Annotated in this window: 25 protein-coding genes; 8 read left to right on the top strand and 17 right to left on the bottom strand. The window is 71.2% G+C overall.

Annotation, left to right across the window (positions count from 1 at the left end; all coding sequences use genetic code 11):
• Positions 1-67: 67 nt before the first annotated feature.
• On the top strand, positions 68-829 hold the full coding sequence (locus OG485_RS09005) for a GntR family transcriptional regulator (RefSeq protein ID WP_328665642.1): 762 nt from the start codon (positions 68-70) through the stop codon (positions 827-829).
• A gap of 174 nt (positions 830-1003) precedes the next feature.
• Here OG485_RS09005 and OG485_RS09000 read toward each other — a convergent pair whose 3' ends face one another.
• From OG485_RS09000 to OG485_RS08990, 3 genes are all read right to left on the bottom strand, one after another.
• Entirely contained in the window at positions 1004-2161 is a 1158-nt protein-coding gene (locus OG485_RS09000; protein ID WP_328665641.1) for an ROK family transcriptional regulator, read from the bottom strand.
• 98 nt (positions 2162-2259) lie between these two features.
• Positions 2260-2922 (bottom strand): response regulator transcription factor, encoded by a 663-nt coding sequence (locus tag OG485_RS08995; RefSeq protein ID WP_328665639.1) that lies wholly within the window; start codon positions 2920-2922, stop codon positions 2260-2262.
• Positions 2923-2936: 14 nt separating this feature from the next.
• Complete coding sequence (locus tag OG485_RS08990) at positions 2937-4100, bottom strand: sensor histidine kinase (RefSeq protein ID WP_328665637.1); 1164 nt, start codon at positions 4098-4100, stop codon at positions 2937-2939.
• 108 nt (positions 4101-4208) lie between these two features.
• On the opposite strand from OG485_RS08990, the gene OG485_RS08985 reads away from it, so the two are divergent.
• The 3 genes from OG485_RS08985 to OG485_RS08975 are packed head-to-tail and all read left to right on the top strand — an operon-like array spanning position 4209 to position 6368.
• Positions 4209-5138: an ABC transporter ATP-binding protein gene (locus OG485_RS08985; RefSeq protein WP_328665635.1), complete on the top strand. Its 930-nt coding sequence runs from the start codon at positions 4209-4211 to the stop codon at positions 5136-5138.
• Between the two features lie 2 nt (positions 5139-5140).
• Positions 5141-5866, top strand: coding sequence for an ABC transporter permease subunit (locus OG485_RS08980; protein ID WP_328665634.1), 726 nt, complete (start codon positions 5141-5143; stop codon positions 5864-5866).
• Positions 5867-5924: 58 nt separating this feature from the next.
• Positions 5925-6368 (top strand): hypothetical protein, encoded by a 444-nt coding sequence (locus OG485_RS08975; protein ID WP_328665632.1) that lies wholly within the window; start codon positions 5925-5927, stop codon positions 6366-6368.
• Position 6369: 1 nt separating this feature from the next.
• Here OG485_RS08975 and mug read toward each other — a convergent pair whose 3' ends face one another.
• From mug to OG485_RS08960, 3 genes are all read right to left on the bottom strand, one after another.
• Complete coding sequence (mug, locus tag OG485_RS08970; protein WP_328674286.1) at positions 6370-6918, bottom strand: G/U mismatch-specific DNA glycosylase; 549 nt, start codon at positions 6916-6918, stop codon at positions 6370-6372.
• A complete protein-coding gene (gene purB / locus OG485_RS08965) occupies positions 6915-8357 on the bottom strand; it encodes an adenylosuccinate lyase (protein WP_328665630.1) in 1443 nt (480 codons plus the stop codon). Before purB ends, mug begins: the two co-directional genes overlap by 4 nt.
• A 284-nt stretch (positions 8358-8641) precedes the next feature.
• Entirely contained in the window at positions 8642-9013 is a 372-nt protein-coding gene (locus OG485_RS08960; protein ID WP_326789110.1) for a hypothetical protein, read from the bottom strand.
• A gap of 1105 nt (positions 9014-10118) precedes the next feature.
• Here OG485_RS08960 and OG485_RS08955 point away from each other — a divergent pair.
• Both OG485_RS08955 and OG485_RS08950 read left to right on the top strand, forming a co-directional pair.
• Entirely contained in the window at positions 10119-10700 is a 582-nt protein-coding gene (locus OG485_RS08955) for an RNA polymerase sigma factor (RefSeq protein WP_326789111.1), read from the top strand.
• Positions 10697-11890 carry a BN159_2729 family protein gene (locus OG485_RS08950; RefSeq protein WP_328665627.1) on the top strand — a complete coding sequence of 398 codons (1194 nt, stop codon included), beginning with the start codon at positions 10697-10699 and terminating at the stop codon, positions 11888-11890. Before OG485_RS08955 ends, OG485_RS08950 begins: the two co-directional genes overlap by 4 nt.
• A 748-nt stretch (positions 11891-12638) precedes the next feature.
• On the opposite strand, the gene OG485_RS08945 is transcribed toward OG485_RS08950, so the two are convergent.
• The 7 genes from OG485_RS08945 to OG485_RS08915 form a co-directional block, all read right to left on the bottom strand.
• Positions 12639-13436, bottom strand: coding sequence for an SGNH/GDSL hydrolase family protein (locus tag OG485_RS08945; RefSeq protein WP_328665625.1), 798 nt, complete (start codon positions 13434-13436; stop codon positions 12639-12641).
• 159 nt (positions 13437-13595) lie between these two features.
• Positions 13596-14609: a hemolysin family protein gene (locus OG485_RS08940; protein ID WP_328665623.1), complete on the bottom strand. Its 1014-nt coding sequence runs from the start codon at positions 14607-14609 to the stop codon at positions 13596-13598.
• Positions 14606-15928, bottom strand: coding sequence for a hemolysin family protein (locus OG485_RS08935; RefSeq protein ID WP_328665621.1), 1323 nt, complete (start codon positions 15926-15928; stop codon positions 14606-14608). Before OG485_RS08935 ends, OG485_RS08940 begins: the two co-directional genes overlap by 4 nt.
• 272 nt (positions 15929-16200) lie before the next feature.
• The gene (locus OG485_RS08930; protein WP_328665619.1) at positions 16201-16632 is read right to left on the bottom strand and encodes a GNAT family N-acetyltransferase; all 432 of its coding nucleotides are present in this window, start codon (positions 16630-16632) and stop codon (positions 16201-16203) included.
• A 57-nt stretch (positions 16633-16689) separates the two neighbouring features.
• Positions 16690-17607 carry an LLM class F420-dependent oxidoreductase gene (locus tag OG485_RS08925; RefSeq protein ID WP_328665618.1) on the bottom strand — a complete coding sequence of 306 codons (918 nt, stop codon included), beginning with the start codon at positions 17605-17607 and terminating at the stop codon, positions 16690-16692.
• A gap of 141 nt (positions 17608-17748) precedes the next feature.
• Positions 17749-20316, bottom strand: a complete 2568-nt coding sequence (locus tag OG485_RS08920; RefSeq protein ID WP_328665616.1) for an ABC transporter permease — start codon at positions 20314-20316, stop codon at positions 17749-17751.
• A 7-nt stretch (positions 20317-20323) separates the two neighbouring features.
• The gene (locus OG485_RS08915; protein WP_328665614.1) at positions 20324-21265 is read right to left on the bottom strand and encodes an ABC transporter ATP-binding protein; all 942 of its coding nucleotides are present in this window, start codon (positions 21263-21265) and stop codon (positions 20324-20326) included.
• Positions 21266-21515: 250 nt separating this feature from the next.
• Between OG485_RS08915 and OG485_RS08910 the strand changes: the two genes are divergently transcribed.
• Positions 21516-21755 (top strand): toxin-antitoxin system HicB family antitoxin, encoded by a 240-nt coding sequence (locus OG485_RS08910; RefSeq protein ID WP_326789120.1) that lies wholly within the window; start codon positions 21516-21518, stop codon positions 21753-21755.
• Between the two features lie 4 nt (positions 21756-21759).
• Positions 21760-22134, top strand: coding sequence for a fic family toxin-antitoxin system, toxin component (locus tag OG485_RS08905; RefSeq protein ID WP_328665612.1), 375 nt, complete (start codon positions 21760-21762; stop codon positions 22132-22134).
• Positions 22135-22167: 33 nt separating this feature from the next.
• Here OG485_RS08905 and OG485_RS08900 read toward each other — a convergent pair whose 3' ends face one another.
• The 4 genes from OG485_RS08900 to bioB all read right to left on the bottom strand — a co-directional run bounded on the left by OG485_RS08900 (position 22168) and on the right by bioB (position 26488).
• Positions 22168-22857 carry a class I SAM-dependent methyltransferase gene (locus OG485_RS08900; protein ID WP_328665611.1) on the bottom strand — a complete coding sequence of 230 codons (690 nt, stop codon included), beginning with the start codon at positions 22855-22857 and terminating at the stop codon, positions 22168-22170.
• Between the two features lie 344 nt (positions 22858-23201).
• Positions 23202-23918, bottom strand: coding sequence for a dethiobiotin synthase (gene bioD / locus OG485_RS08895; protein WP_328454943.1), 717 nt, complete (start codon positions 23916-23918; stop codon positions 23202-23204).
• 1 nt (position 23919) lies between these two features.
• A complete protein-coding gene (locus tag OG485_RS08890; RefSeq protein ID WP_328665609.1) occupies positions 23920-25200 on the bottom strand; it encodes an adenosylmethionine--8-amino-7-oxononanoate transaminase in 1281 nt (426 codons plus the stop codon).
• A complete protein-coding gene (bioB, locus tag OG485_RS08885; protein ID WP_328665607.1) occupies positions 25193-26488 on the bottom strand; it encodes a biotin synthase BioB in 1296 nt (431 codons plus the stop codon). The genes OG485_RS08890 and bioB overlap by 8 nt, the downstream gene beginning before the upstream one ends.
• Positions 26489-26587 lie beyond the last annotated feature (99 nt).

Here is a 26587-nt window from a genome sequence, read left to right as displayed (position 1 = left end):
GTGCAGGAACCTTTAATAAACAAGGGCGTGAAAACGCCGCCGGGCCACGGCGATTGCGGAGGACAGGGTGGGGACCACGCAGTTGGAATCGGTGCCGGAACCGAAGTACTGGCACCTGAGGACCGTGCTGAGTGAAGCGCTGGACTCCGAGTTCACGGTGGGCGAGATCCTGCCCAACGAACGTGACCTGGCGGCCCGCTTCGGTGTCGCTCGGGCGACCCTGCGCCAAGCACTCGAACAGCTCGAACTGGACGGCCGCCTGCAGCGCCGTCGCGGCGTGGGCACCACCGTCGCGCCACCGCGCGTGGGCGTGGCCGTCGGAACCGAACAGCACGTGTGGCCGGGGGCCGTCGGGGACGCCTGGCACGCCGCGGACTGCACCGTGGCGGCGCCGCCCGCGGCAGTGGCCGGCATCCTGGAGACCGCCGACGGCGAGCCGGTGCACACCGTACGCCGCTCGCTGGTGACACACGGTCAGCCCGTCGCCGCCGAACTTCTGTACATCCCGGCGTCCTCGGTGCCGGACCTGTCGGCGATCGACGCGCCCTCGGGTGCCGCACGCGCGCGTGCCGTGCTGCGCGAGCTCCAGCGGCTGGAACTGGAAGGCCAGGACCGTGCCGTCGAGCTGGGCTCGGCCCGCGCGGACGACGCCAAGGAGCTCGACCGCCTTCCCGGGGCGCCCGTTCTCGTGGTCACGACCCGTTTCTTCACCGAGGGGCGCACCGCGGCGGTGTCCGTGGCCACGTACCGCGCGGACACCTGCCGGCTCACGTTCGGTGACTCCGGCGGTGTGGAGATCCACCACGACCCGGAGCGTCGCGCCTCCTGAGCCGTCCGGCCCGGACCGCCCCGCTCGTCGAGCCGCGTCCCTGACCACACCCGTCCGACCACACCCGTCGCACCCCGGAACACTTCGGAGCGCGACGGGTTTTGTGGCTGTGGCTGTGGCTGTGGCTGTGGCTGTGGCTGTGGCGGCGGTCGGCGTCGTCGCGTCACCCGCGCCTCAGCGGCGCGCGGTCACGGTTCCCTCCACCGCGAACAACTGCTCCTCCACATGGTCGAGGGCCAGCCGCAGCGCACCGGTCGCCACGGCCGCTTCCCCCAGCATCGAGAGGGCCACCCTGGGCGGACGCAGGCAGTAGCGTGCCAACTCCCTCCGCAGCGGCTCCAGTACGCCGTCCAGGCCGGCCGCCCAGCCCCCGATGACGACCAGCTCCGGGTCGAGGGCGAGGACCAGGGCCGCCACGTCGTGCACCAGCCGCTGGATGAAGCGGTCGACCGCGGCACGCGCCCGCTGGTCGCCGTCCCGGGCCAGCGTGAACACCTTGGCGACGGCCTGCTCGTCGAGCGGGTGCAACGGCTCGTCCGTCGTCGACAGCAGCGTCTCGGGGGTGACGTCACGGCCCAGCAGATGCAGCGCTCCGATCTCGCCGGCCGCCCCGCCGAACCCCCGGTGCAGCCGCCCGCCGATCAGCGAGCCGGCACCCGGACTCAGCCCCGCCAGGACGAACACGACGTCGTCGGAGTCGGTCGCCGCGCCCTTCCAGTGCTCCGCGACCGCCGCCGCGTTGGCGTCGTTCTCCACGAGCACCGGGCATTTGAAGGAGCGGCTCAGCCGTTCGCCCAGCGGCAGGCCCGTCCACTCCGGCAGCGCCGTGCCCAGGCGCACGGTGCCGTCCGCCTCCACGATGCCGGGGCTTCCCACGCCCACCGCGCGCAGCGAGCTGCGGGCGACACCCGCCCTGCGCAGCAGCTCGGCGACCGCCACCCGCAGCCGTTCCAGCCGCTCGTCGGCGGACGCCGTCTCGTCCACGTCCTTGGCCATCGCGCCCATCACGCGCCCGTCCAGGTCCGCGAGCAGCGCCGCGACGCGGTGAGGGCCGATCTCCAGGCCCAGCAGATGCCCCGCCTCGGCCCGGAACCGGAACCTGCGCGCCGGACGCCCCTGGCGCCGTGCGGCGCCCTCCTCGGCCGCCTTCTCGACGACGAGCCCGTTCTCGATCAGCCCCTCGACGACCCCTTCGACCGTCGGCCGTGACAATCCGGTCACCCGGGTGATCTCGGTGAGGGTCGCGCAGTCCGTGGCACGCAAGGCGTGCAGGACCACCGCGGAATTGATCCGTCGCAGCAGAGAGGGATCCCCGCCGGTCAACCGCCCCAACGTCCGTCCTCCCAGCTTGTACGCGTGTTGGCCGGATCGTACTCGTCGCGGGGGTCCCCGGCGAGGGCCGGGGACCCTTTCCCGTGCACGGGCCGCCGTCAGCCCGGCGCCACGAACCCCGACTCGTAGGCCGCGATGACCGCCTGAGTACGGTCCCGGGCACCCAGCTTCGCCAGTACGGAGCTGACGTGCGACTTGACCGTCTCCGTGCCGACGACGAGCCGCGCGGCGATCTCGGCGTTGGACATCCCCCGTGCCATCAGCCGCAGTACGTCCGCCTCGCGCTCGGTCAGCGCGGCCCGATCCATGGCCGCCCGCGCCGCCGGATTCCCACCGTTCTCCCCGTACTCGGCCGCCAACTGCCGCACGGAGGCGGGGAACAGCAGGGACTCGCCCTCGGCCACCAGCCGCACCGCGTGCACGATCTCGGCCGGCCGCGCCCGCTTCAGAAGGAAGCCGTCGGCCCCCGCGCGCAGCGCCTCGTAGACGTACTCGTCGTTCTCGAACGTCGTCACCACGAGGATCTTGGGCGGGTCGGCGACCGTCCGCAGTACCGCGCGGGTCGTCTCGATGCCGTCCATCAGGGGCATCCGGACGTCCATGGCGACCACGTCCGGCCGCAACTGCCGGACGAGCGGGATCACGGCGGCGCCGTCGGCGGCCTCCCCGACGACCTCGATGTCGGGCTGCGCCTCCAGCACGGCGCGCAGCCCCGCGCGTACGAGGGGTTCGTCGTCGACGAGCAGAACGGTGACCGGCATCCGGCCAGCGTAGATCAGTGCAACGGTAGCTCGGCGTGCACCTGCCAGTCACCCTCGTGCGGGCCCGTCCGGGCGCTGCCGCCGAGCAGCGCGGCCCGCTCCCGTATGCCGCGCAGACCGCTGCCCCGCCCGGCACCGGATCTGCCGTCCGGCAGCGGATTGCGGACCTCCAGGGAGAGCGTGCCGTCCCTGACCTCGATACGGACGCGCACCGGGACACTCCCGGCATGCCGGATCACATTGGTGAGCGACTCCTGGAGGATGCGGTAGCCCTCTCTGGACACCGGTCCCGCCACCGTCTCCAACGGGCCCGAGACCTCGGCGTCCACCTTGGCCCCCGAGACGCGCGCCGACTCCAGCAGCCGGTCGGCGTCGGTCAGCGTGGGACGGCCGCTCACGGGACGCTCCGCCTCGCGCAGCACACCCAGCACCCGTTCCAGATCCTCCAGGGCGGACCGTCCGGTCTCCTCGATGGCGGCCAGGGCACGGGAGGTGAACTCCGGGTCGCCCGCCGCGCGCGCGGCGCCGGCCTGCACCACGGCGACGGTGAGCGCGTGGCCGATGGAGTCGTGGAGCTCCCGGGCGATGCGGTTGCGCTCCAGGAGCTGTTCGGTCCGCTCCTCCAACGCGGCGAGCCGCTCGGCGGGGGAGGGGCCGAGGAGCCGCCGAGCGAACACCGTGGTCAGCTCGCCGAGGCCGACCACCGCGCCGTACAGGGCGAGCAGGGGCAGCGGGACGAGCAGCGCGCAGCTCCAGTGCGGGTCCAGGAGCCGGATCACGGGGTCGCCGGACGGCCAGTAGCCGAGGGCCGCCCTGGTGAGGTCGACGGCGAACATGGGCAGCCAGATGGTGATCATGGAGGTCACCACGCTCAGCAGCATGCGCGCTTCCAGCCAGAGCACGGTCCGCCACCGGTCCCTCAGGCCGACCGAGGGCGCGACCGAGAACGCCGTGTCCTCACCACTTCGCTCGCCCGGCGCCAGCATGAACCGCGCCTGCACACCCTCGCCCCGCCGCACGGCCGGGATCAGCCCCAGCGGAACGAGCATCAGCGCGGGCACCCACGGCCTCGTACTGTCGATGAACAGCCACACGCTGACGAACAGCATCGGCACCCACAGGTGCAGCAAACGCGTGTACGTCGTCCCCCACAGCAGCGGGCGCAGAAATCGGGCCATTGCGCCATCGTGTCAGCCGCCACTGACAACGGACCTCCCCCGGGCGGGGGAGAGGATCTCCACCCGTGGGGGAGGCGGGAGCCGGTCCGCGGCCGCCACGCTGGGCCCATGACCAGCATCGACGTCCAAGACCTGACCAAGGAGTACGGCAGCAAGCGCGCCGTGGACCACCTGACCTTCAGCGTTCTCCCCGGCCGTGTCACCGGATTCCTCGGCCCCAACGGCGCCGGAAAGTCCACCACCATGCGGCTCGTGCTGGGCCTGGACCGGCCCACCTCCGGCATCGCCACCATCGGGGGCCACGCGTACGCCACCCTCGACGAACCGCTCCGGAAGGTGGGCGCCCTCCTCGACGCGGGAGCCGCGCACGGATCGCGGACCGCCCGGAACCACCTGCGGGCCCTCGCCGCCACCAACCGCATCCCCGAACGCCGGGTCGACGAGGTGCTGGAGGAGACGGGGCTCGCCCCCGTGGCCCGGCACCGGGTGAAGACGTACTCCCTGGGCATGCGTCAGCGTCTGGGCATCGCGGCCGCCCTCCTCGGCGACCCGCCCGTGATGCTCCTGGACGAACCGTCGAACGGCCTGGACCCCGAAGGGATCATCTGGATCCGGGAACTGCTGCGCCGGCTGGCCCGGGAAGGGCGCACCGTCCTCGTCTCCAGCCACCTCATGAACGAGACCGCCTCCTTCGCCGACCAGCTCGTCGTCCTCGGCCGCGGCAGACTCCTGGCCGACATGCCCATGCGCGCGTTCATCGACGCGCGCGTGCGGCCTCGCGTCCGGGTCCGCAGCACGGACGGCCGTGCCCTGGGGGGCCTGTTCGCGGACCACGGCATCGAGGCCGTGGAGGGCGAGAACGGCCGCTGGACCGCTTTCGACGCAGGACTGGAGGACATCGGGCGCCTCACCTCGGCCGCCGGTCTCTCCATCCTCGAACTCGCCTCGGAAGAAGGGACGTTGGAGCAGGCCTATCTGGATCTGACGGCCGCCGAGACCGAGTTCGCCGCCGCCCCGACACAGCCTCAGGAGGTCTGACCGTGTCCTTCGCACCCGTACTCCGCGCGGAATGGATCAAGATCCGGACGTTGCGCTCGCTCACCTGGGGGCTGCTCGCCGTCCTCGTGGCCACGGTCGCGTTCTCGGCGCTCGCCGGACTCGACACCTCCGACGACCCGGAGTTCGACCCGCTCTTCTCCACCTTCTTCGGTGTCAGTTTCGGCCAGATCGCGGCCATCGCCTTCGGAGCCCAGGCGGTCTCGGCCGAGTACCAGGGCGGCGCGCTCCGCGTCTCGCTGGCCGCGGTGCCCGTCCGGGGGCGCTGGTTCCTGGCCAAGACGGTGGCGATCGGCGTACCGGCCCTGGTCATCGGCCTGGTCACGGGAGTGGCCAGTCTGGTCGTGGGGACGTCCGTGCTCGGATCCCGGGCGAACGGGCTGACCGGGGCGGAAGAACTCCGGGGAGTGGTCGGCTGCGCGATCTACCTGGCTCTGATGGCACTGTTCGCGGCGGGCCTGGCAGCCGTCCTGCGCAGCGGAGTCGCCACGCTGAGCATCCTGATCCCCTTCCTCCTGATCGTGTCCTTCGTCGTCGGGGGAGCGTCGGGGAGCGTGGCGGACTTCCTTCCGGACAAGGCGGGGCAGACGGTCCTGCACGAGACGGCCGACGGCGCTCTGGGCCCCTGGAGCGGGCTCGCGGTGACCGCGCTGTGGACCGCCGCGGCCCTGGGCGCGGGCGCGTGGTGCGTCCGGCGGCGGGACGCCTGACCGCACGGGCCTCCTGACGCCTCACCAATTGTCAGTGGCGGCCGCTTTACTGGAACTCGTGACCATCGCGCAGCATCTCGTCTTGATCGACCGGCTGTGCTCCGAGGACTTTCCCGCGGAGTCCAGCCGGTCGGATGTCGGCACGGGTGGACCCGGCTACCACATCGCCGAGTTAGTGACGAGCGAGGACTTCTGGGAAGCCGACGGCGCGGCACGCGAGGAGACGGAGGAGCAGTACGAGGCCGACCGGGACGGCCTCTCGGAGGTGCTCACCCGCCGCTGGGGGAGCCCGTACGTCTTCAGCCTGGCAAGTGTTCTCGACCGGGTGACGGACGGCGAGGACATACCCGAGCCCTGGGGCGTCCTGAGCTCGCACGTGCCCGACGTGCACCTCTGGAAGCCGGAGGGGCACGACCGCTGGGTCGCCCTCGGTATCTCGCAGTGGGACAGCGAACTGCCGTTCCAGCTGCTGGCGGTGATCACCGAGACGGACCCACCCTGACTCAGGGAGTCCGCGCCGCCGCCCGCAGGCGGCCGAACTCCTCGGCCATCGTCGCCGCGGTCCAATGCGCGTTGAGTCCACTGGGGTTGGGCAGTACCCACACCCGGCTCGACCCGATCACCCGCTCCTGCGCGCCGATGCGGGCCTTGCGGTCGTCGAACGCCGCTCGGTACGCGGTCACCCCCACCACCGCGAGCCACCTCGGGCGCAGCCGCTCCACCTTCTCGCCGAGCAGCCGCCCGCCCTCGCGGTACTCCTCGGCACTCAGCTCGTCGGCGCGGGCCGTCGCCCGGGCCACCACGTTGGTGATGCCGAGTCCGTAGGAGAGCAGCTCGTCCTGCTCGGACGGCTTCATGAGCCGCGGAGTGAACCCGGAGAGCTGCAGCACCGGCCAGAACCGGTTGCCGGGCCGGGCGAAGTGATGGCCGGTGGCCGCCGTCATCAGGCCCGGATTGATGCCGCAGAAAAGCACCGAGAGGCCGTCCGCGACGACATCCGGCACGAGCCGGTCGCGGGCGGCCTCCAGGTCCGCTTGGGTGAGCCGCGTCAGAGGATCGCCCCGGGCGTGTAGCCCGCGGCCTCCGGGTGCTGCTTCACGATCTCCTCCACGCGGCCGACGACGACGGCCACCTGGTCGGCCGCGGCGCCCGTGAAGGACAGCTTGTCGGCCATCAGCTCGTCGAGCTGCGCACGGTCCAGCGGGATCCGCTCGTCCGCGGCGAGCTTGTCGAGCAGCTCGTTGCGCTCGGCGCCCTGCTCGCGCATGGCCAGGGCGGAGGCGACGGCGTTCTCCTTGATCGCCTCGTGGGCGACCTCACGGCCGACACCGGCGCGCACCGCGCCCATCAGGACCTTGGTCGTCGCGAGGAACGGCAGGTAGCGGTCCAGCTCGCGGGCGACGACGGCCGGGAAGGCGCCGAACTCGTCGAGGACGGTCAGGAACGTCTCCAGCAGGCCGTCCAGCGCGAAGAACGCGTCCGGCAGCGCGACCCGGCGGACCACCGAGCACGACACGTCGCCCTCGTTCCACTGGTCGCCGGCCAGCTCGCCGGTCATCGACGCGTAGCCGCGCAGGATGACCATCAGACCGTTGACGCGCTCGCACGAGCGGGTGTTCATCTTGTGCGGCATCGCCGAGGAGCCGACCTGGCCGGGCTTGAAGCCCTCGGTGACCAGCTCGTGCCCGGCCATGAGCCGGATGGTCTTGGCGGTCGAGGACGGGGCGGCCGCGAGCTGCACCAGGGCGGTCACGACGTCGTAGTCCAGGGAGCGGGGGTAGACCTGGCCGACGGAGGTGAAGGCCTGCGAGAAGCCGAGGTGCCCGGCGATCCGCCGTTCCAGGTCCGCGAGCTTGGCCGCGTCGCCGCCCAGCAGGTCGAGCATGTCCTGGGCCGTGCCGACCGGGCCCTTGATGCCGCGCAGCGGGTAGCGGCCGAGCAGCTCCTCGAGGCGGCCGTACGCGACGAGCATCTCGTCCGCGGCGGTGGCGAAGCGCTTGCCCAGGGTGGTGGCCTGCGCGGCCACGTTGTGCGAGCGGCCGGCCATGACCAGTTCGGCGTACTCGCCGGCGAGCTTGGCCAGCCGGGCGAGGACCGCCACCGTACGGTCGCGCATCAGCTCCAGGGAGAGCCGGATCTGCAGCTGCTCGACGTTCTCGGTGAGGTCGCGGGAGGTCATGCCCTTGTGCACGTGCTCGTGGCCGGCGAGGTCGTTGAACTCCTCGATCCGCGCCTTCACGTCGTGCCGGGTGACCTTCTCGCGCTCGGCGATGGAGGCGAGGTCGACCTGGTCGAGGACGCGCTCGTAGTCCGCGACGGCGGCGTCGGGCACCTCGATCCCGAGGTCCTTCTGGGCCCGCAGCACGGCGAGCCAGAGCTGACGCTCCAGCTTGACCTTCTGCTCGGGGGACCAGAGCGTGGCGAGCTCGGCGGAGGCGTAGCGTCCGGCGAGAACGTTGGGGATACGGGGCTTTGCAGGCGCGGCAGTCACGTGCATGGAGCATACCGGCTGTCCGGCGCGGCTCCTGTTATGTCCGGGGCGTCCCGGATGCGCAGGTCGTGGCGGAGCGGCACCCCCCGGCGGACCGGGGCGTGCGTGAGAGGTGCGGGGACGGGACGGAGGTGTCGCGCTCGGTGCGCACCGCAGACCACGTCGTCGCTCCTGCGCCCGCCGGTGACTCCGGCGGATTGACGCTCAACTCCTTTGAACGGAAGGGAGTTGTTCACCGTATGGATGGGTGGACGGTTCGGTGGAACGTTTTCGCAGGGTGGTGTTCAGGATCCAGATCGCGGGGGACGGCTTCCGTAACCTGCCTGTGCGTGTGGGTCGGGGTGGGGCCGCTCGCTGCCGACAACAGCGCGCAGACCCCCGTACGTCTTCGAGGTGAACCGGTCGTGGGCGAAGGTGAGCTCTGCCGTGATCAGTTGGTTGCGCTCGTCGTTGACTTCCTCGATCTCCTGCATGAGCTGGGAGTTCTTGGCGCGGAGTGCCGTGTTCGCATTCCGCGCCTCGTCGAGGGCTCTGGCATGGCTGCCGAGTCTGATGGCTGTGACGGTGGCCCTGCGGGCCATGGCTTTCTCTCGCTGGGCCAGGTCCAGCTCGCGCTTGTGCATGTCCAGCTCCAGGCGGCGTCTGTGCTCCGCCATGACGCTGAGATCATGTCGTGTGCGGGCGTCGACCTGCGTCACCATGTGACGGAGCACGGCCGCAAGTGCTCCGGCCAAGCCCATGGTTAACAGGCCGATCCCGACTGTCGCCAACTCCCATGTATGGTGCCAGACACCCGCGCCCACGAATGTCCAGCCGGCTGTGCAGCTGGCGGTGGACGCGGATGCCAGTCTGTACGCCACGTTTCGTTACCCCCTTGCAGTGGCCCCCCGGCTGTCGTCGGCGTCGAGATCCTTTTGGAGCTCGATAGCTTGGACGATGTTCCCGCTGAGCAGTGTGCGGATTCTGAGATCAGTGATTCCCCATGCGTCCATGGCCTCCTCCGGGGTGAGTGTTACTGAGGCTACCCTCCGCACCGCGGGCTGAGGCCCGTGTTCCGGGGGAAGCATCCCGCTGTTGACCAACATCTCTCGCTGGTCGAGGCCAAGTACTGACGCCCATGTGGTCAGTTGCGAGGGAAGGGGGAGGGTCCGTCCTTCCAGTGTTCTGCTGATCGTCGTCAGGCTCACTCCTATCGCGATGGCCAGCTGAGCCCGGCCACCGGCTCGTGGGCGTACGTCGTACCCGGCCGCTGTCGCGGCATTTGTGAGGTACTCGCCCACCCTCCTTGCGAGAGCTTGTCGCTCACCGCGGGACTCGTGGGGGGACTCTTCCATGCTCCGCATGTTCCGGAGAGTAGCGCGCGTGTATGCAAGTTGCACGCGACTTGCATGCGTGCATCTTCGCAGGTCAGTAGGCGTTTATGTGTCATGCCAGGCCAAGGGGGACGCCTCGCACTCCAGTTCCCACCAAAAAGTCTCGCCGTGATACCGGCGAAGCAACTTGCGCACGTGTACGCAAGTTGCATATGTTGCATGACTGTGAGTTAGTCGCACGTATGCAAGTCCCTTTGGGGGGACCCTGATTGCACCGCCTCGGCATCGGCTCGACCAGGCTCCGGAGCTGCGAGGCATCTGCGGGGGACGCCTCGAAACCTTCGGACACGACGACCCGGTCATCCGGCGCCCGAGCCCGGCCATGGCCGGCGCGGACCGTCGCAGCACATGCCCGCCACAGTTCATCCACTCATGAACGGAGTAGGCCTTGATCGCCGAGGCTAACGCCGCCACACCGCGGTTCGACACCAGAGAACCGGCCCTTATCGCCCGAGCGCTCGCGGGTGACCGGGACGCGTTCGGGGAGCTCTACGCTCTGCATCACCCCGCGGTACTGGCTTACGTACAGCGCCGTGTACGCAATCGGCAGGTCGCCGAGGACATCACCGGCGAGACCTTTCTCAACGCATGGATGAAACGCGAGACTTTCACCTACCGCGGTATCGGCTTCGTCGGGTGGCTGATCACCATCGCCCGGAACAAGGTCATCGACCATTGCAAGAGTGCTCAGCGCCGTGAGTTCGTCGTCGAGGACATGCTCGGCTTCGACGAGGATCTCACGGTCAGCACCGAGGACACCGTTTTGATCAGTCTGGACGAGGAGTTGCTGCGCCGGGCCCTGGAGCAACTGCGGCCGCCGCAACGCGAGGTCCTCACGCGCCGGTTCCTCATGGAGTTCTCGGTGTTGGAGACCGCGCGTCAGATGTCACGGTCCGAAGGCGCGGTGAAGACCCTGCAGTTCCGGGCTCTGGCCAAGCTGCGCAGTGAGTATCTGGGGGTGGCGGCATGACCACCGCGCCCCGGATCCCTTCGGCTGTCGAAGTCAATCTCGCCGAGCAACTCAGCGCGTTCGCCCGGGAGTTCGTCGCCGACCTGGAGGCGCAGGGGCGTCTGGTGGAAGCGGGCGGGGCAGGTGTCCTCGAACGGCTGCGGACACAGGTCGAGGCCGGGCAGAACTGTCCGGAGGCCTATCACGCGGCTGTCGACACGATCGTCGAGGACTGCGGCTACCCGAGCGAGGTCGCGATGCGGATCGCCACCGCGCTGAACCGCAAGGGACTGATCCCCGGCGACGACGTCGAGCCGCGGCACGACCACGCGCACGCGCCCGGGTCGGACGCGCGGCACGACCATGCCCACGCGCCCGGCCCGGACATCGAGGAACCCGTTCCCGGGGACGAGGACTCCGAGCCCCGGCACGATCGCGCTCCCGCGCCCGTTCCGGACCACAGGGAGCCGGTTCCCGGTGGCGCGGACCCCGGGGCGCGGCACGACCGGGCTTCCATCGCCTCGCCGCTCGTGCCGCCCGCGCGGGGTGCGATCGTCCTGCATCTCGCCGACCGCGGTGCCGGAAGGGCCATGGCGGAGCACGGGGCGGCGCCGGTGCCGCAACGCGTCGACGGCCAGGTTCCCCGGGTGAGGCCGGCCGCCGCGCGGTCACGGCCCGTCGGATGGGGCAGCGCCTCCGCCCGCGCGGTCTCCGTCGCCGCGAGCCTTCAGTCCGACCACCTCGCACGCCTGGAAGCCATGCAGATCAAGGCGGACGGCGAGCGGGTGACGGTGGCCATCAAGGCCACCTGTCTGGACGACTGGGAGTACTGGCTCGACGCGATCGGGGCTCCCCGCAACGTCCGGACCAGGACGGCCGGGCACGCTCAGGTGGCCGCGGGAACCCTCGACGGCGTCGCCGTCCACCTCACCGCGCACGGTGTCCCCGAACTCCTCCAGGAGGCGAGCGACACGGCCGCCGATCCCTTCTTCCTCTGGGGGCGGATCTACGACCTCGGGGTGGGGCAGGTCGACCGCGCCGACCGCATCTGGCTGTCGCTCGGCCGGCGCCAGGACGAGCGGGGGATGCCCCTGCTGGTCCTGCGCGGCACGGACGGTCCCCCCTATCCGCTCGCCTCGATCGTCATGGCGCACGGCCCGCTGACGGCGACCCCCCTGCCCTCCGGCGGAATCACCGGGGACAGCGCTTGATCGCAGCCGGGGGCGCCGCTTCGGCTGACTGTTTCTCACTCGTGGCGCACCGCGCCTCTGCATGAGGTGAACCGGGGCGACGCGTCCACACTTGCTCACAGTCCGTGTACTGCACCTGGCGCAGAGCGACACTGGCCTGTTGTAGGCGAGGTTGCTCGGTATGGCTGGTTTCCCACCCTGCCGGAAGTCCGTCCCAAGGGTGCCGATGGGGCACATCGGCCCTGATCGGTCCACCGGTGGTGTGTCGGTGCCAAAAGGTACGCACTTGCCTTTGCCCCGGCCACGCCCATGGACAGGTGCCGACAAGTTCCTCGGGCAGTGCTCAGGGGCGTACTTCTCAGGCCCACGCTTCAGTGCTTGGATGCTGATTCCAGCGGGAACTCCCCGCTGGCCTGTTACTTGCCATCCTCTCAGGGGTGGCGAGACGGCTCCTCTCCATGCTCCGCAAAGCTGGAGGGGCCGTCGGCGGGGCCCGGCGTACGCGCCGGGCCCAGCCGTAGTTCCGGGCGCATCCAGCGGCGCTCCCGCGCTGTCGAGCGCCCCCCGTGCGCCCTGTGGCGGTCGCGGGGGGAACCGGTAGCGTCCTCCTCTATGCGGAGCATGGGCCGCCGTGTCACTCGAGAGAGCGGCACGGCGGAAGCCGCCCGTCAGGCGCTTCGCCCAGCCCCTGCGGCCACCGTGCTCGGGTACGTCGGCACGCGAACAGGGTCCGCGGCGTCCGGAGGCACCTCGGTGGTGGATCGCGGACTCAGCCGCCGTGGCCGCCCGTGACGTGATCCTCGTAGGGCAGCAGCTCCGGCCGCTTCGCCGGCAGTCCGTCCCCGGACGAGCGCCCCGTCAGCCGTCGCCCGATCCACGGCAGCAGATGCTGCCGTGCGAAGCGGGCGTCGGCGGTGCGGCGGGAGACCCAGCCAGGAGGCGCAGTGGGTGCCGACGGGACGTGCCACTCCGGGTCCTCGGCTTCGTAGCCGAGTGTCTGCCACACGGCTTCCGCGACCCGGCGGTGTCCATCGGCGGTCAGGTGCAGCCGGTCGACGTCCCAGGAGCGGGGGTCGGCGAGCGAGGGCGCCCCGTAGAGGTCGACCACCAGAGCGCCGTGCCGCTCGGCGAGGGCGTCGACGACGGTGAAGAGCTCCTCCATGCGGGGCCGGAAGCGTTCGAGGACCGGACCGTTGCGGCCGGGGCTGCGCATCAGGACGAGCTGCTCGCAGGCCGGGGCGAGCCGCTCCACGGCCTCCTCCAGAAGGCCGCGGACGCGTCCCATGTCGACCTTGGGCCGGAGGGTGTCGTTGAGACCGCCCACCAGCGTGATCACATCCGGCCGCATGGTGGCGGCCACGTCGACCTGCTCGTCGACGATCTGCCCGATCAGTTTGCCGCGCACCGCGAGGTTGGCGTAGCGGAAACCGGGCGTCCGGGCCGCCATCCGGCCCGCGAGGAGGTCGGCCCATCCTCGGTACGAACCGTCGGGCAACTGGTCCGACATGCCCTCGGTGAAGGAGTCGCCGACCGCGACGAGGCTGGTGTATGAGGCATTCATCTGCATGGCGAGAAAGATGGTAACCCGAACACATACCCATCGGTCGGTCGGACCGTCCCACCGGAGCGGAGAGGGTGACCCCGGCGCCGGGCGGGCCCCGGGTTCCTGCCGCTGTCCCGCACCGGAGCACGAGCGCGCTCTCCCGCACCGGAGCCCGAGCGTCTCCTACGCGGGCTGTCCGAACAGTTCTCTCAGGACGTCCTCCATCGTCACCAGTCCCGTGAGCCGTCCGTCGCTGCCCATGACCGCCGCGAGATGCGTACGACTGCGGCGCATCGCGGTCAGGACGTCGTCCAGAGGGGTGCTCTCGCGGACACGGGCGATGTGCCGCATGTCCTCCACACGGAACGGCACCTCGCGAGGGACCGCGTCGAGCGCGTCCTTGACGTGCAGGTAGCCGACGATCCGGCGCCCCTCGTCGACGACGGGGAAGCGGGAGAACCCCGACTCGGCGGACAACCGCTCCAGCTCCTCCGGAGTGACGCCCACGCGCGCGTAGACGACGCTTTCCACCGGGAGCACGACGTCGTGCACCGGGCGGCGGCCCAGCTCCAGGGCGTCACGCAGCCGCTCCTGGGCACGGTGGTCGATGAGCCCCGCAGCACTGGAGTCCTTGACCAGGCGGGCGAGTTCGTCGTCGGAGAAGGTCGCCGCGACCTCGTCCTTCGTCTCCACCCGCAGCAGTTTCAGCAGCCCGTTGGAGAAGGCGTTGACCGCGAAGATCACCGGGCGCAGCGCGCGGGAGAGCGTGACCAGCGGCGGTCCGAGCACCAGGGCCGTGCGTACGGGCTCCGCCAGTGCCACGTTCTTCGGCACCATCTCGCCGAGCAGCATGTGCAGATACGTCGCCAGGGTGAGCGCGATGACGAAGGAGACCGCGTGGCCCGCGCCGGAGGGGACGCCCACCGCGTGGAACACCGGCTCCAGCAGGTGCGCGATGGCGGGTTCGGCCACGATGCCGAGCACCAGGGTGCACAGCGTGATACCGAGCTGCGCGGTCGCGAGCAGGGCCGAGACGTGTTCGAGGCCCCAGAGAACGCTCCGTGCCCGCCGGTCGCCCCGTTCGGCGTGCGGTTCGATCTGGCTGCGGCGCACCGAGATCAGGCCGAACTCGGCGCCGACGAAGAAGGCGTTCACGACGAGTGTCGCGAGTCCGACCAGCAGTTGTACGGCGGTCATCGCGTGCTCTCCTCGGCGTTGGGGGCGTGCAGCAGCACCCGAGCGGCCCGCCGTCCCGAGGCGTCCACGACATCGAGCCGCCAGTCGTCGGCCGCGACGCTGTCCCCCTCGGCGGGGATCCGGCCGAGCTCGGTCGCGATGAAACCGGCCAGGGTCTCGTACGGTCCGTCGGGCACCCGCAGTCCGACCCGGGCGAGCTGGTCGGTACGGGCGAATCCGTCGGCCGAGTACAGCGTCCGGCCCTCGGCGTCCGTGCCGACCGGGGCGAGGTCGGGCGTCTCGTGCGGGTCGTGCTCGTCGCGTACCTCGCCGACGACCTCCTCCACGATGTCCTCCAGGGTGGCGACGCCAGCCGTACCGCCGTATTCATCGATGACCACGGCCATCGTGCGCTTGCCGGCCAGCCGGTCCAGGAGCCTGTCGACGGTCAGCGACTCCGGTACGAGCAGCGGCTCGCGCATGATCTGCGAGACCGGCGTCTGGGTCCGGCTGGAGGCGTGCACGGTCAGCACGTCCCTGATGTGCGCGACGCCGACGACCTCGTCGAGGCTCCCGTGGTAGACCGGGAACCGGGACAGGCCGGTCGCCCGGGTCGCGTTCGCCACGTCCTCGCAGGTCGCCTGGACGTCCAGGGCGATGACCTGGACGCGCGGTGTCATCACGTTCTCCGCGGTCAGGTCGGCGAGGTTCAGGGTGCGCACGAACAGCTCGGCGGTGTCCGCCTCCAGGGCGCCCTCCTTGGCGGAGTGCCGGGCGAGCGCCACCAGCTCCTGGGGCCCGCGGGCGGAGGCCAGCTCCTCGGCCGGTTCGAGGCCGAAGCGGCGTACGACGTGGTTCGCGGTGTTGTTGAGATGGGCGATGAACGGGCGGAACGCCGCGCTGAACCAGCGCTGCGGCGTCGCCACCCGCTTGGCCACGGCCAGCGGTGAGGAGATCGCCCAGTTCTTGGGCACCAGCTCGCCGACGACCATCAGGAAGACGGTCGAGAGCGCCGTACCGATGACCAGCGCCACCGAGTTCGACGCGGAGGGCGGGACGCCCAGTGATTCCAGAGGGCCCGCGATGAGCTTGGCGATCGACGCCTCGGAGAGCATGCCGACGACCAGGTTCGTCACGGTGATGCCGAGCTGGGCGCCGGAGAGCTGGAAGGTGAGGTTCCGTACGGCCTTGAGGGCCCCGGAGGCGCCCCGCTCGCCGCGCTCCACGGCACGTTCCAGCTCGCTGCGCTCGACGGTGGTCAGGGAGAACTCGGCCGCCACGAAGCCGCCGCAGGCCAGCGACAGCAGAACTGCGACCAGCAGGAGGAACACTTCGGTCATCGGGTCACCTCCGTCCCATGATCGGCCAGGGACTGGGGGATCGCGCGATGTCCCGGGCCGCCGTGCGCATCACGGCCGCGGGAACTGGGAGGCTCGCCCATGGATGGACGCTCACGCCTTTCGTCGGAGGAACGATGGTCCAACAAGGGTAAAGGATCGGCAAAGTGACCTTTCCGGGTGGTGGCCCCGCGGCCGGTGCCGGCCGCCCCCGCCGGGCCCGGGGGAGCGGCCACCGCCCCCGCGGACAGCCGCCCACCGCCGCCGACCAGGAGTCATGGCTGCTCGGTGAGCGGCTTCACCCAGCGCCGCCACTGTTCCTCCGGCGTATACCCGGCGGCCCGCCAGGCATGGTGGGCGGTCTCGTTCCGTTCCAGGACCATGGCGTCCCCGCGCCGCCCCCCGAGCGTCACGAAGCGCTCCTCCGCCGCGGCGAGCAGCGCGGAGCCGATGCCGAGGCGCCGCCGGTCCGGATGGACCGCCAGCCGGTACAGATGGCAGCGCCAGCCGTCGAAGCCGGCGATCACCGTGCCCACGAGCTCCCCGGCGTGCTCCGCGAGCAGGAGTGCCCCGGGATCCCGGGTGACGAGCCGTTCCGTGCCGCTGAGGTCGTCACTGATGCTGGTGCCCTCGGCGGCAGCCTTCCAGAAGGCGAGCACGGCGTCGAGGTCCTCGGGCCGAGCGGCCCGTATCCGCAAGTCGGTCATGATCCGATCCCATCACGCCCGCCGGGCGCCGGAACGGCATTTCCGTCATGCGGACGATCACCGGCCGCTCAGTTCGCGGACCACGGGAGCGAAGGCCTCCAGGTTCGGCTCCAGCACCGTCAGATACGAGAATCCATAGCGCTCCCGCAGGTCCCGGACCCGGCCGACGAGCTGTTCCACCGTGCCGATCAGGACGATGGGCAGCTCCAGCACCTCCCGCTCGGTCAGCTGCGGGAGCCGGGGCAGCCACGGCCGCACAGCGGCGTCGCGGTCGTCGGTGACGGTGACGATCTGGATCAGCAGGTTGAGCTCGGCGGGTTCCCCGCGGGCGGCGGACGCCTTCCGGTAGAGCGCGACACGCTGGTCGAGCTCGATGGCCGTGAGCGGTTCCAGCGTGCCGTTCCGCCCGGTGCGCGCTCCCGTGAACGACGCGATGTCCGCGTGTTCCGCGGCGATGCCGAGCATCCGGTCGCCGTTGGCGCCGATCAGCAGGGGCACCCGCGGCGGCCCGCCGCTCGGCCGCTCAGGCGCCTTCCCGCCCGGCCACGGGGTGCCGGAGGAGAGTCCGTCCGGGCCGAGCAGGCGCTCCAACTCATCGACCGTGCGCAGGAGATGGTCGACCCGCTCGCGCGGGGTGCCGAAGGGCAGACCCGCCGTCTCGTGTTCGGCCGGTACGTATCCGGTGCCGAGGCCGAGTTCGAGACGGCCGTCCGTCAGCGCGTCCGTGGTGGCCACCTCCCGCGCCAGCAGCGCGGGGTTCCAGAAGGCCGCGTTGAGCACGAACGTGCCGAGCCGCGGCCGTTGGGTCGCTGCTGCGGCGGCGACCAGCGAGGGGAAGGGGGCGGGCATGCCCAGATGGTCCGCCACGGTGATCACGTCGTAGCCGAGTTCCTCGGCTCGGCGGCACTTGGCGGCCCACTCGGCGGCGGTCGCCGGGGCGATGAGGCTGACACCGAAACGGAACGGGCGTGACATGAACCATCCCTTTCTCAGCGGGACCTGCCCCGGCCGGGCGGACCGGGGCGAGCGGTGGCCGGTCCCGGGCCCCGGTGGACCGGGAAGCGGTGGGAGCCGGTGGTCACGCCCCGGCCCTGGTGGACCGGGGCGAGCCCGTGGTCACTCGTGGGCGATGGCCGCGAGCACATTCATGCGCGACGCGCGCAGGGCCGGAAGCAGCGCCGCGACGATTCCGACGACGGCCGAGCCGACCACGACCGCGACGATCGTCGTCCAGGGGATGGCGAGCGCCTCCATGCCCTGGAGCGCGAGCACCTGCTGCACGCAGACGCCCCAGACGATCCCCAGCGCCAGCCCGAGGATCGCGCCGAACACGGCGATCACCACGGACTCCAGACGGATCATCCGGCGCAGTTGGCGCCGGCCGAGACCGATGGCGCGCAGCAGTCCGATCTCACGGGTGCGCTCCACGACGGACAGGGCGAGGGTGTTGACCACCCCGAGCACGGCGATGACGATCGCGAGCCCGAGCAGCGCGTACACGAGGTACAGCAGGACGGCGATCTGGTCGTGGACGAGCTTCTTGTAGTCGGCCTGGTCTCGGACCTGGACCTGCGGATACGGCTCCAGGGTCTTCTCCAGACGGGGGCGCAGCCGGTCCGGGGCGGTGCCCGGGGCCGCGTTCACGTACAGCGACGAGTCCTGTCCGCCGGGCACGTACTTCTCGATCGTGCCGAAACCGAAGAAGAGTCCGCCCTGCATGCCGAACCCTCCGCTGCCGGCCTGGTCGGTGAGCGCGCCCACCGTCAGTTCGGTCTTGCGCCCTGCGGGGAACTCGACGGGAATCGTGCTGCCGACCCGCACGTCGTGGTCCTTCGCGAACTGCACGTCCATGGCGATGCGGCCCTCACCGAGCGCCGCCGCCGTGTCACCTCCCGCGTACGTGATGTGGGCGACGTCGTCGAGCCGCGGATCGTAGGCCGCGGCGGTCGTCTCCACCCGCTTGCCGTCGGGCAGTTCGACCGCGACCGGGGTGAACCGCTGCCTGACGACCAGTCCGACCCCGTCGGTGGCGCGCACCTTGTCCGTGACCTCGTGCGAGAACGGCACGAAATTGGCGTTCTGGAGCACGAAGTCGGCGCCGAGGGTTTTGTCGATCTGCTGGTCGAAGGACTTGCTCATGGACGCGCTGGCCACGGACATCCCGCCGACCAGGGCGAGCCCGACCATCAGGGCGGCGGCGGTGGCACCGGTGCGCCGTGGATTGCGCAGCGCGTTGCGCTGGCTCATCCGGCCCACCGGGCCGAAGATCGCCGGGAACGCGCCGCCGAGGACGCGGATCACCGGGCGGACGAGCAGTGGTCCGGCGATCACCGTGGCGATCAGTGTCAGGACGACACCGAGTCCCAGCAGTGAGGCCGCGGTCGACGTCGTGGACGAGGCCGCGCATCCCGCGAGGGCCGCCGCCCCGGCCGCGCCGACGACCCCGCCCACCACGGCCCGTACCCGCAACGGCCTTCCCACGCCCGCGATTTCGGCGTCCGAGAGGGCAGCCATGGGGGAGACGCCCGCCGCACGTCTGGCCGGCAGATAGGCCGCGACGTACGTGACGCCGACCCCGACGACGTACGCCGCCACGGGGGTCGGCCAGCCGATCACCATCTCCGTGGACTTGAGGTTCATGCCGAAGGCGGACATCAGCTTGATCAGCCCGACCGCCAGCCCGATCCCGGCCGCGAGGCCGAGCGTCGAACCGACCAGGCCGAGGAGCAGCGCCTCGGTGAGCACCGACCGGCGGACCTGGCGCCGGTCGGCGCCCAGGGCCCGCAGCAGCCCGAGTTCCCGGGTGCGCTGGGCGATCAGCATGGAGAAGGTGTTGACGATGAGGAATATGCCGACGAGCACCGCGATCCCGGCGAAGCCGAGCATCACGTACTTGATCACGTCGAGGAATCCGCCGAGCGCCTCGGCGGAGGACTTCGCCTGCTCTTCGGCCGTCTTCACGTCGTAGGGCCCGCTGCCGAGTTCGGCGGAGACGCGCTGCTTGAGCGCCGCGTCGCCGACACCCGGCGCGGCGTCGACGGAGATGCTCGTGGCGGCGTCGGAGCGGCCGAGGAGCTTCGACTGCGCGGTCGGGGTGTCGAGAAAGACCAGCGCCGCACCGGGGTTGGTGGTGGTGAAGGTGGCGATCCCGACGATCCGTACCTCGAAGGAGCCGGGCTGCGCCTGCACCGTGAGGGTGTCGCCGATGCCGAGGTGCTTCTTGTCGGCGGTGTCCGCGTCGAGCAGTGCCTCTTCGCCGCCGTGCGGTTCGTGCCCGGAGGTCAGTTTCACCGGACTGCGTTCGGTGATCTCCCAGTTGGTGACGATGGTGGGGGCGCCGGTCGTCGGTCCGACCGACTTGTTCGCGCTGTCGACGACCGGGGCGTTCTCCACGGACGCGTCCACATGGGTGGCGGCGACTCCGTCGACCCCGGCGAGCCGGTCCGCGAGGGAGGCCGGAACCGTCTCGGTGGCGCCGGTCGGCAGCTGGGACTTGAGGTCGTTCTTCGGCTCCACGGTCACATCGGCCGCGGTCGAGGCGAAGAGCCGGTCGAACGTACGGGTCACCGTGTCCGAGAAGATGAGACTGCCCGCGACGAAGGCCACGGACAGCACGATGGCCAGGGCCGAGAGCAGCAGTCGCCCTTTGTGCGCGAGAAAGCTTCGCAGTGTCGCCTTGAGCACGACCGCCTCAGTCCTTGTCGGGGGTTACGTCACCGGAGCCGCCGCCGGGGCTGCCGTGGGCCGTGTCGCCGGCGGCGGGAGCCGTGTCATCCGCGCCGTGGACGCCGGCCGCGAGAGCCGCGTCGCCCTCGGACGCCGTTCCACCGGGCCCGCCGCGCCCGCCGTCGAAGGTCACCCGAACCGTGTCGAAACGCTTCATCCGCTCCAGTACGGCGTCTGCCGAGGGCCGTTCCATCTCGTCCACGATCCGCCCGTCCGCGAGGAAGAGCACCAGGTCGGAGTGGGCGGCGGCGCCGGGGTCGTGCGTGACCATGACGACGGTCTGGCCCAGTTCGTCCACGGCCTCGCGCAGGAATCCGAGGACTTCGAGGCCAGCCCGCGAGTCCAGGTTGCCGGTCGGCTCGTCGGCGAAGATCAGCTCGGGCCGGGAGGCGAGCGCCCGCGCGCAGGCGACACGCTGCTGCTGTCCTCCGGAGAGCTGGGCGGGCCGGTGCTTCAGCCGGTCGCGCAGCCCGAGGGTGTCGATGACCTGGTCGAGCCACTTCTGGTCGGGCTTCTGGCCCGCGATGTCCATGGGCAGCGTGATGTTCTCGGCCGCGTTCAGGGTGGGGATCAGGTTGAAGGACTGGAACATGAAGCCGATCCGGTCCCGCCGCAGCCGGGTCAGTTCGCGGTCCTTCAGCCCGGTGATCTCCGTGTCGCCCAGCCACACCTGCCCGGCCGAGACGGTGTCCAGGCCCGCCAGGCAGTGCATGAGGGTGGACTTCCCGGAGCCCGAGGGGCCCATGACGGCGGTGAACCGGCCGCGCGCGATGTCCACGTCGACCGAGTCGAGGGCCAGTACGGCGGTCTCGCCGGAACCGTACGCCTTGGTCAGGCCGCGGGCGCGGGCGGCGATCCCGTCCCCCTCCGCGCGGCCCGGAATCTGCTCCGCAGCAGCTGTGGACAAGACCGCCTCCTCTGTGATGGATGGTCCGGACTCCTCGTCCGGCCCGAGCGTAGTGTGATCGGAGGCACACCCGGTATCCCCCCTAGGTGCCGCACCGTCTCCGTCCCAGGGTGTGCCCCTGATATCGATGTAAGGGGCAATCTCCACCGCGGCTCTCCACCCGGCTTCACGCCCCGACCCATACCCTTGGCTCTCCACCCTGGACCAGGCCCCCTTGCCGGTGCTAGCGATATCGCGCTAGCTTCGAAGGATGGCGAAGACTCAGCTGAACGTCCGGGTGGACGAAGGCACCGCGAGGGCCGCTCGGGAGCGCGCCCTGGAACGGGGGATGAGCGTGAACCGCTATATCGAGGAACTGGTCCGGCAGGACACCGGGGAAGTGGGCCACACCTTCGTGGAAGCCGCCGCCGATTTCATGAAGCAGTACGAGTCCGTCTTCGTCGAGGAGTTCGGCGCGGACCGCGAAGGCACCAGCGAAGGTCGTCGTTGATCCCTTGAGCAGTCTCAGAGTCGATCTTGCCTGGCTCCTTATGATCGCCGAACAGAAGACGCCCGGAGACCCCCAGGTCACCGATTGGGGATCCCTCGTCGCCGCGGTCAGCCGGCACGAGGCCGAGATCCTCGGCATTCCCGTCTACGACACCCCGCACGCCCGCGCCGCCGCGCTGCTCCAGCTCCTGCTGCACGTCCCGGCGCTCGAACGCTCCAACGCGATGTTCGCCTCGGCCGTCGCCTACGCCTATCTCGTCGCCAGCGGCCTGAAGGTCGTCACCTCGCCCGAACAGGTGCGGGAACTGGCCCGCCTGGTGAAGAGCGGCGAGGCGACCGTGCACGACATCGCCCACGAACTGCGCCGCTGGAGTCTGTGACACCCGCTGTCCTGGGCGCCGGGGGCGCGCTCGTCAGTCGAGCGGCCGGCGCGCGGTGCCCAGGACGCAGTACGACGTGGGCAGGCGTGGTCCCTTCTCCGGTATCAACAGCCGCCGGTACGGGCCCAGTTCGAACCCCGCCTCACGCAGTGCGGCGATCGGGTCGCGGGCCACGTGACAGCCGCCGCACAACCGCGGCCACACCGTGGCGTCCAGGCCCCGCTGGACGGACCCCATGACCCGTCCGCCGCCCCGGCCGTGCTCGAAGAACCGCACCGTGCCGCCGGGCCGCAGCACCCGCCGCACCTCGGCGAGCGCCTTCGGTACGTCCCGCACGCTGCACAGCACCAGCGAGAGCACGGCGGCGTCGTACGCCTCGCTCTTGACCGGCAGGGCCTCCGCGGCGCCCGGGGCCACATCGACGGGCACCTCGCAGCGCATCGCCGCCTCCACCGCCAACTGCCGCAGCAGCCGCTCGGGTTCGATGGCGACGACCTCCGAGACGGTGCCCGGATAGTGGGCGAAGTTCAGGCCGTTGCCCGCGCCGATCTCGATCACCCGACCGGACAGTCCGGCGAGCAGCCGTTCACGCAGCCGGCCGATCCCCATCCGGGTCTCGGCGCCGGTGCTGAAGCGGGCGTAGTAGCGGGCGAACACCGGGTGGTGCACGGCGTGCGCGGAGACCTTGCCGGGGCCGGCCGGCCGGAGCGGCTTGAACGGCATTTCGGACCTCCCGGGAGACAGGGTTCACCGGGATTGTCCCCCCGGGACGTCCACCGCACGCGCCGCGCGTCGCGTACGAGGCGGGTTCACCCGACCGGGAATCCGGTCGGGTGAACCCACGGCGGCTGCCGGGTCACCGGTGCCCGCCGGACGGACGCGCGACGCGTGACACACGACAACGCGGCGGTCGCCGGGTTACCCGTGACTGCTGACGGACGTGCGACGCGGGCCGCGGGGCCGCGAGTGGCGTGTCGCCACCGGTGACGCGCCGATGGCCGGTGCGGGTGACAGGTGACAGGTGACGGGTCACCTGTCACCGGTGACAGGGACGTGCGGCGGCCGCCTCAGGCTGTGTGCGCCGCCGTGAAGACCCCGGCGTTCCAGCGTCCGCCCAGCCGGTGATCCAGCCAACTCGGCGCTCCGGCACGGAAGTCCGCGGGCGAGAGGCCACCCGCGCCCGCCGGGACCGCGCCCAGCAGGGGCGCCCCGGACACGGCCGGGAGGTCCGCGAGATTGCACCGCATCGCCAGATCCGGGGAGTCCGGCCAGCTCCCGATCACGACCCCCGCGAACTCCAGCTCCCGCAGCCGCAGTTCACGGGCCGTCAGTTCCGTCGTGTTGAGCGTGCCCAGCCCAGCGGAAGCGACGACCAGCACGGGCGCGTCCAGCAGCCGGGCCACGTCCGCGAGCGTCCCGTCCTCGTGGTCCAGCCGGACGAGCAGACCGCCCGCGCCCTCGACCAGCACCAGATCGTGCTCGGTGGCGAGCTTCGCCGCGGCCTCCGCCGCCGACTGCGGGGACACGGCCGTCAGTCCGGCCCGCCGTGCGGCCGTCGCGGGCGCCAACGGCTCGGGATAACGGCCCAGTTCGAGGGTCGTGACGGCACCGGCGAGCCGGGCCACCTCGTCCGCGTCGCCGCGCTCGTCCGGTCGTACACCCGTCTGCGCGGGCTTCAGGACGGCCACGGACCGCCCGGCCGCGAGAGCCGTGGCGGCGACGGCGGCCGTGACGACCGTCTTGCCCACCTCCGTGCCCGTACCCGTGATCACCAGTACCGTCATCTCAGCCCTCCCGCGCCGCCGCGCACACCGCGCGGGCGATCCGTGCCAGATCCGTGTCGCCGGTGACGTACGGCGGCATCGTGTAGACGAGGTCGCGGAACGGCCGCAGCCACACGCCCTCGCGCACCGCGGCCGCCGTCGCCGCCTTCATGTCCACCTCGTGGTCGAGCTGGACGACTCCGATCGCACCGAGTACGCGGACGTCCCGGACGCCCGGCAGCGAGGCGGCCTCCGCGAGGCCCTCCCGCAGCCCGGCCTCGATCCGCTTCACCTCGGTCCGCCAGTCCTGGCCCAGCAGCAGGTCGATCGAGGCGCACGCCACCGCGGCGGCGAGCGGATTGCCCATGAAGGTCGGGCCGTGCGCGAGCACCGGGACCTCACCGCGCGAGATGCCGTCGGCCACCCGCGAGGTGCACAGCGTGGCCGCCATCGTCAGATAGCCGCCGGTCAGCGCCTTGCCGACACACATCACGTCCGGGGTCACCCCCGCGTGGTCCGCGGCGAACAGTTCACCCGTGCGGCCGAAACCCGTCGCGATCTCGTCGAACACCAGCAGGACGTCGTGCTCGTCGCAGGCCTCGCGCAGCACCCGCAGATACGCGGGGGAGTGGAAACGCATCCCGCCCGCGCCCTGCACCACCGGCTCCACGATGACGGCGGCGAGCTCGTCGGCGTGCCGCCCGACGAGCTCGCGCAGCCGGTCCGCGTACGACTCCTCGTACCCGGCCGGCGGCGCGTCGGCGAAGACCTGGCGCTGGAGCACGCCCTGCCACAGCTCGTGCATCCCGCCCTCGGGGTCGCACACCGACATGGGCTGCCAGGTGTCCCCGTGATAGCCGCCGCGCCAGGTCAGCAACCGCTGCTTGCCCGGTCGGCCGAGCGAGCGCCAGTGCTGGAGGCACATCTTGACGGCGACCTCGACCGCGACCGAGCCGGAGTCGGCGAGGAAGACGTGCTCCAGACCCTCCGGCGAGATGTCGACCAGCAGCTTCGCCAGCCGGACGGCGGGCTCGTGGGTGAGCCCGCCGAACATCACATGGCTCATGCGGTCCAGCTGGCCGCGTGCCGCGTCGTTCAGGACCGGGTGGTTGTAGCCGTGGATGGCCGACCACCAGGACGACATGCCGTCGATCAGCTCGCCCGTGCCGCCGGCCAGCCGCAGCCGGACCCCGCTCGCCGACTCCACGACCAGCGGCTCCTGGCGCCCGGGCATGGGCCCGTACGGATGCCAGACGTGCCGCCGGTCGAGGTCGAGCAGTTCCCGCACGGACAGCTCAGGCATTGGGCGCGAGGTCCGTTCCGGCACCGCGACGACGAACGGAGACCAGGTCCGTACGGGCGTCGGCGGGCGCCTCGGCGACAGCCGCGGGCACCTCGGCCGGAGCCGCGGGCACCGAGCCGCAGACGCCGCCGCCCTCGTGGGACCCGCATCCGACCTCCGCGTGCGATCCGCACCCTGCGCCGTCGTGCGATCCGCACCCGTCCTGCGCGTGCGATCCGCACCCTGCGCCGTCGTGCGATCCGCACCCGTCCTGCGCGTGCGATCCGCAGCCGCCGCCCGACGGCGCGCGGTGCTCCGGCAGCGTCACCTCGCCCGCGTTCTCCACCTCGAAGCCGGCGTCCGCGATCATCTCCAGGTCGGCCTTGCCCGCCTGGCCCTCGCTGGTGAGGTAGTCACCGAGGAAGATCGAGTTGGCGAGGTGCAGGGCCAGCGGCTGGAGCGTGCGCAGATGCACCTCGCGGCCGCCCGCGATCCGGACCTCGACGTCCGGGCACACGAAGCGGACCATCGCGAGGATCCGCAGACAGCGCTGCGGGGTGAGGTTCCACTCCTTGGCGAGCGGGGTTCCCTCGAACGGGATCAGGAAATTCACCGGAACGGAGTCGGGGTCGAGCTCGCGCAGCGCGTACACGACGTCGACGAGGTCCTCGTCCGACTCGCCCATGCCCGCGATCAGACCCGAGCAGGCGGACAGCCCGGCCGCGTGCGCCTTCTGGACGGTGTCCACCCGGTCGGCGTACGTGTGGGTGGTCGTGATCTCCCCGTACGTCCCCTCGGACGTGTTCAGGTTGTGGTTGTAGGCGTCCGCGCCCGCCGCGCGCAGCCGCTCGGCCTGGCCGTCGGAGAGCAGGCCGAGGCACGCGCACACCTCGACGTTCTCGTTCTGGTCCTTGATCGCCTTGATCGTGTCGGAGACCCGGTCCACGTCACGGTCCGTCGGGCCGCGCCCGCTGGCCACCAGGCAGACCCGCTTGGCGCCACCGGCCAGTCCGGCCGCCGCGGCCCGGGAGGCCTCGTCGGGCTTGAGCCAGCTGTACTTGAGGATGCCGGCCGTGGAGCCCAGACGCTGCGAGCAGTACGAGCAGTCCTCCGGGCACAGGCCCGACTTCAGGTTGACGAGATAGTTCAGTTTCACCCGTCGCCCGAACCAGTGACGGCGCACCTTGCCGGCCGCGGCCACCACGTCGAGTACGTCGTCGTCGGAGGTGGCCAGTACGGCCAGCGCCTCGTCGCGGGTCGGCAGCTCGCGCCGAAGCCCCTTGTCCACCAGCGTGTTCAGCAGGTCCATGAGGTCCGATCCTGGCCTATGCGACCGCTTCCGGCCAAGGAGAGTTTGCACAACAGAGATGGTTCGACGTGTGGGTATTGCCACATCATGGGCCCGCGG

The sequence above is a fragment of the Streptomyces sp. NBC_00328 genome (assembly GCF_036139655.1).
In the GTDB taxonomy this organism is placed as follows: Bacteria; Actinomycetota; Actinomycetes; order Streptomycetales; family Streptomycetaceae; genus Streptomyces.
Note: the sequence above shows the minus strand (reverse complement) of the source record. Positions and strands in the feature narration are given on the sequence as shown.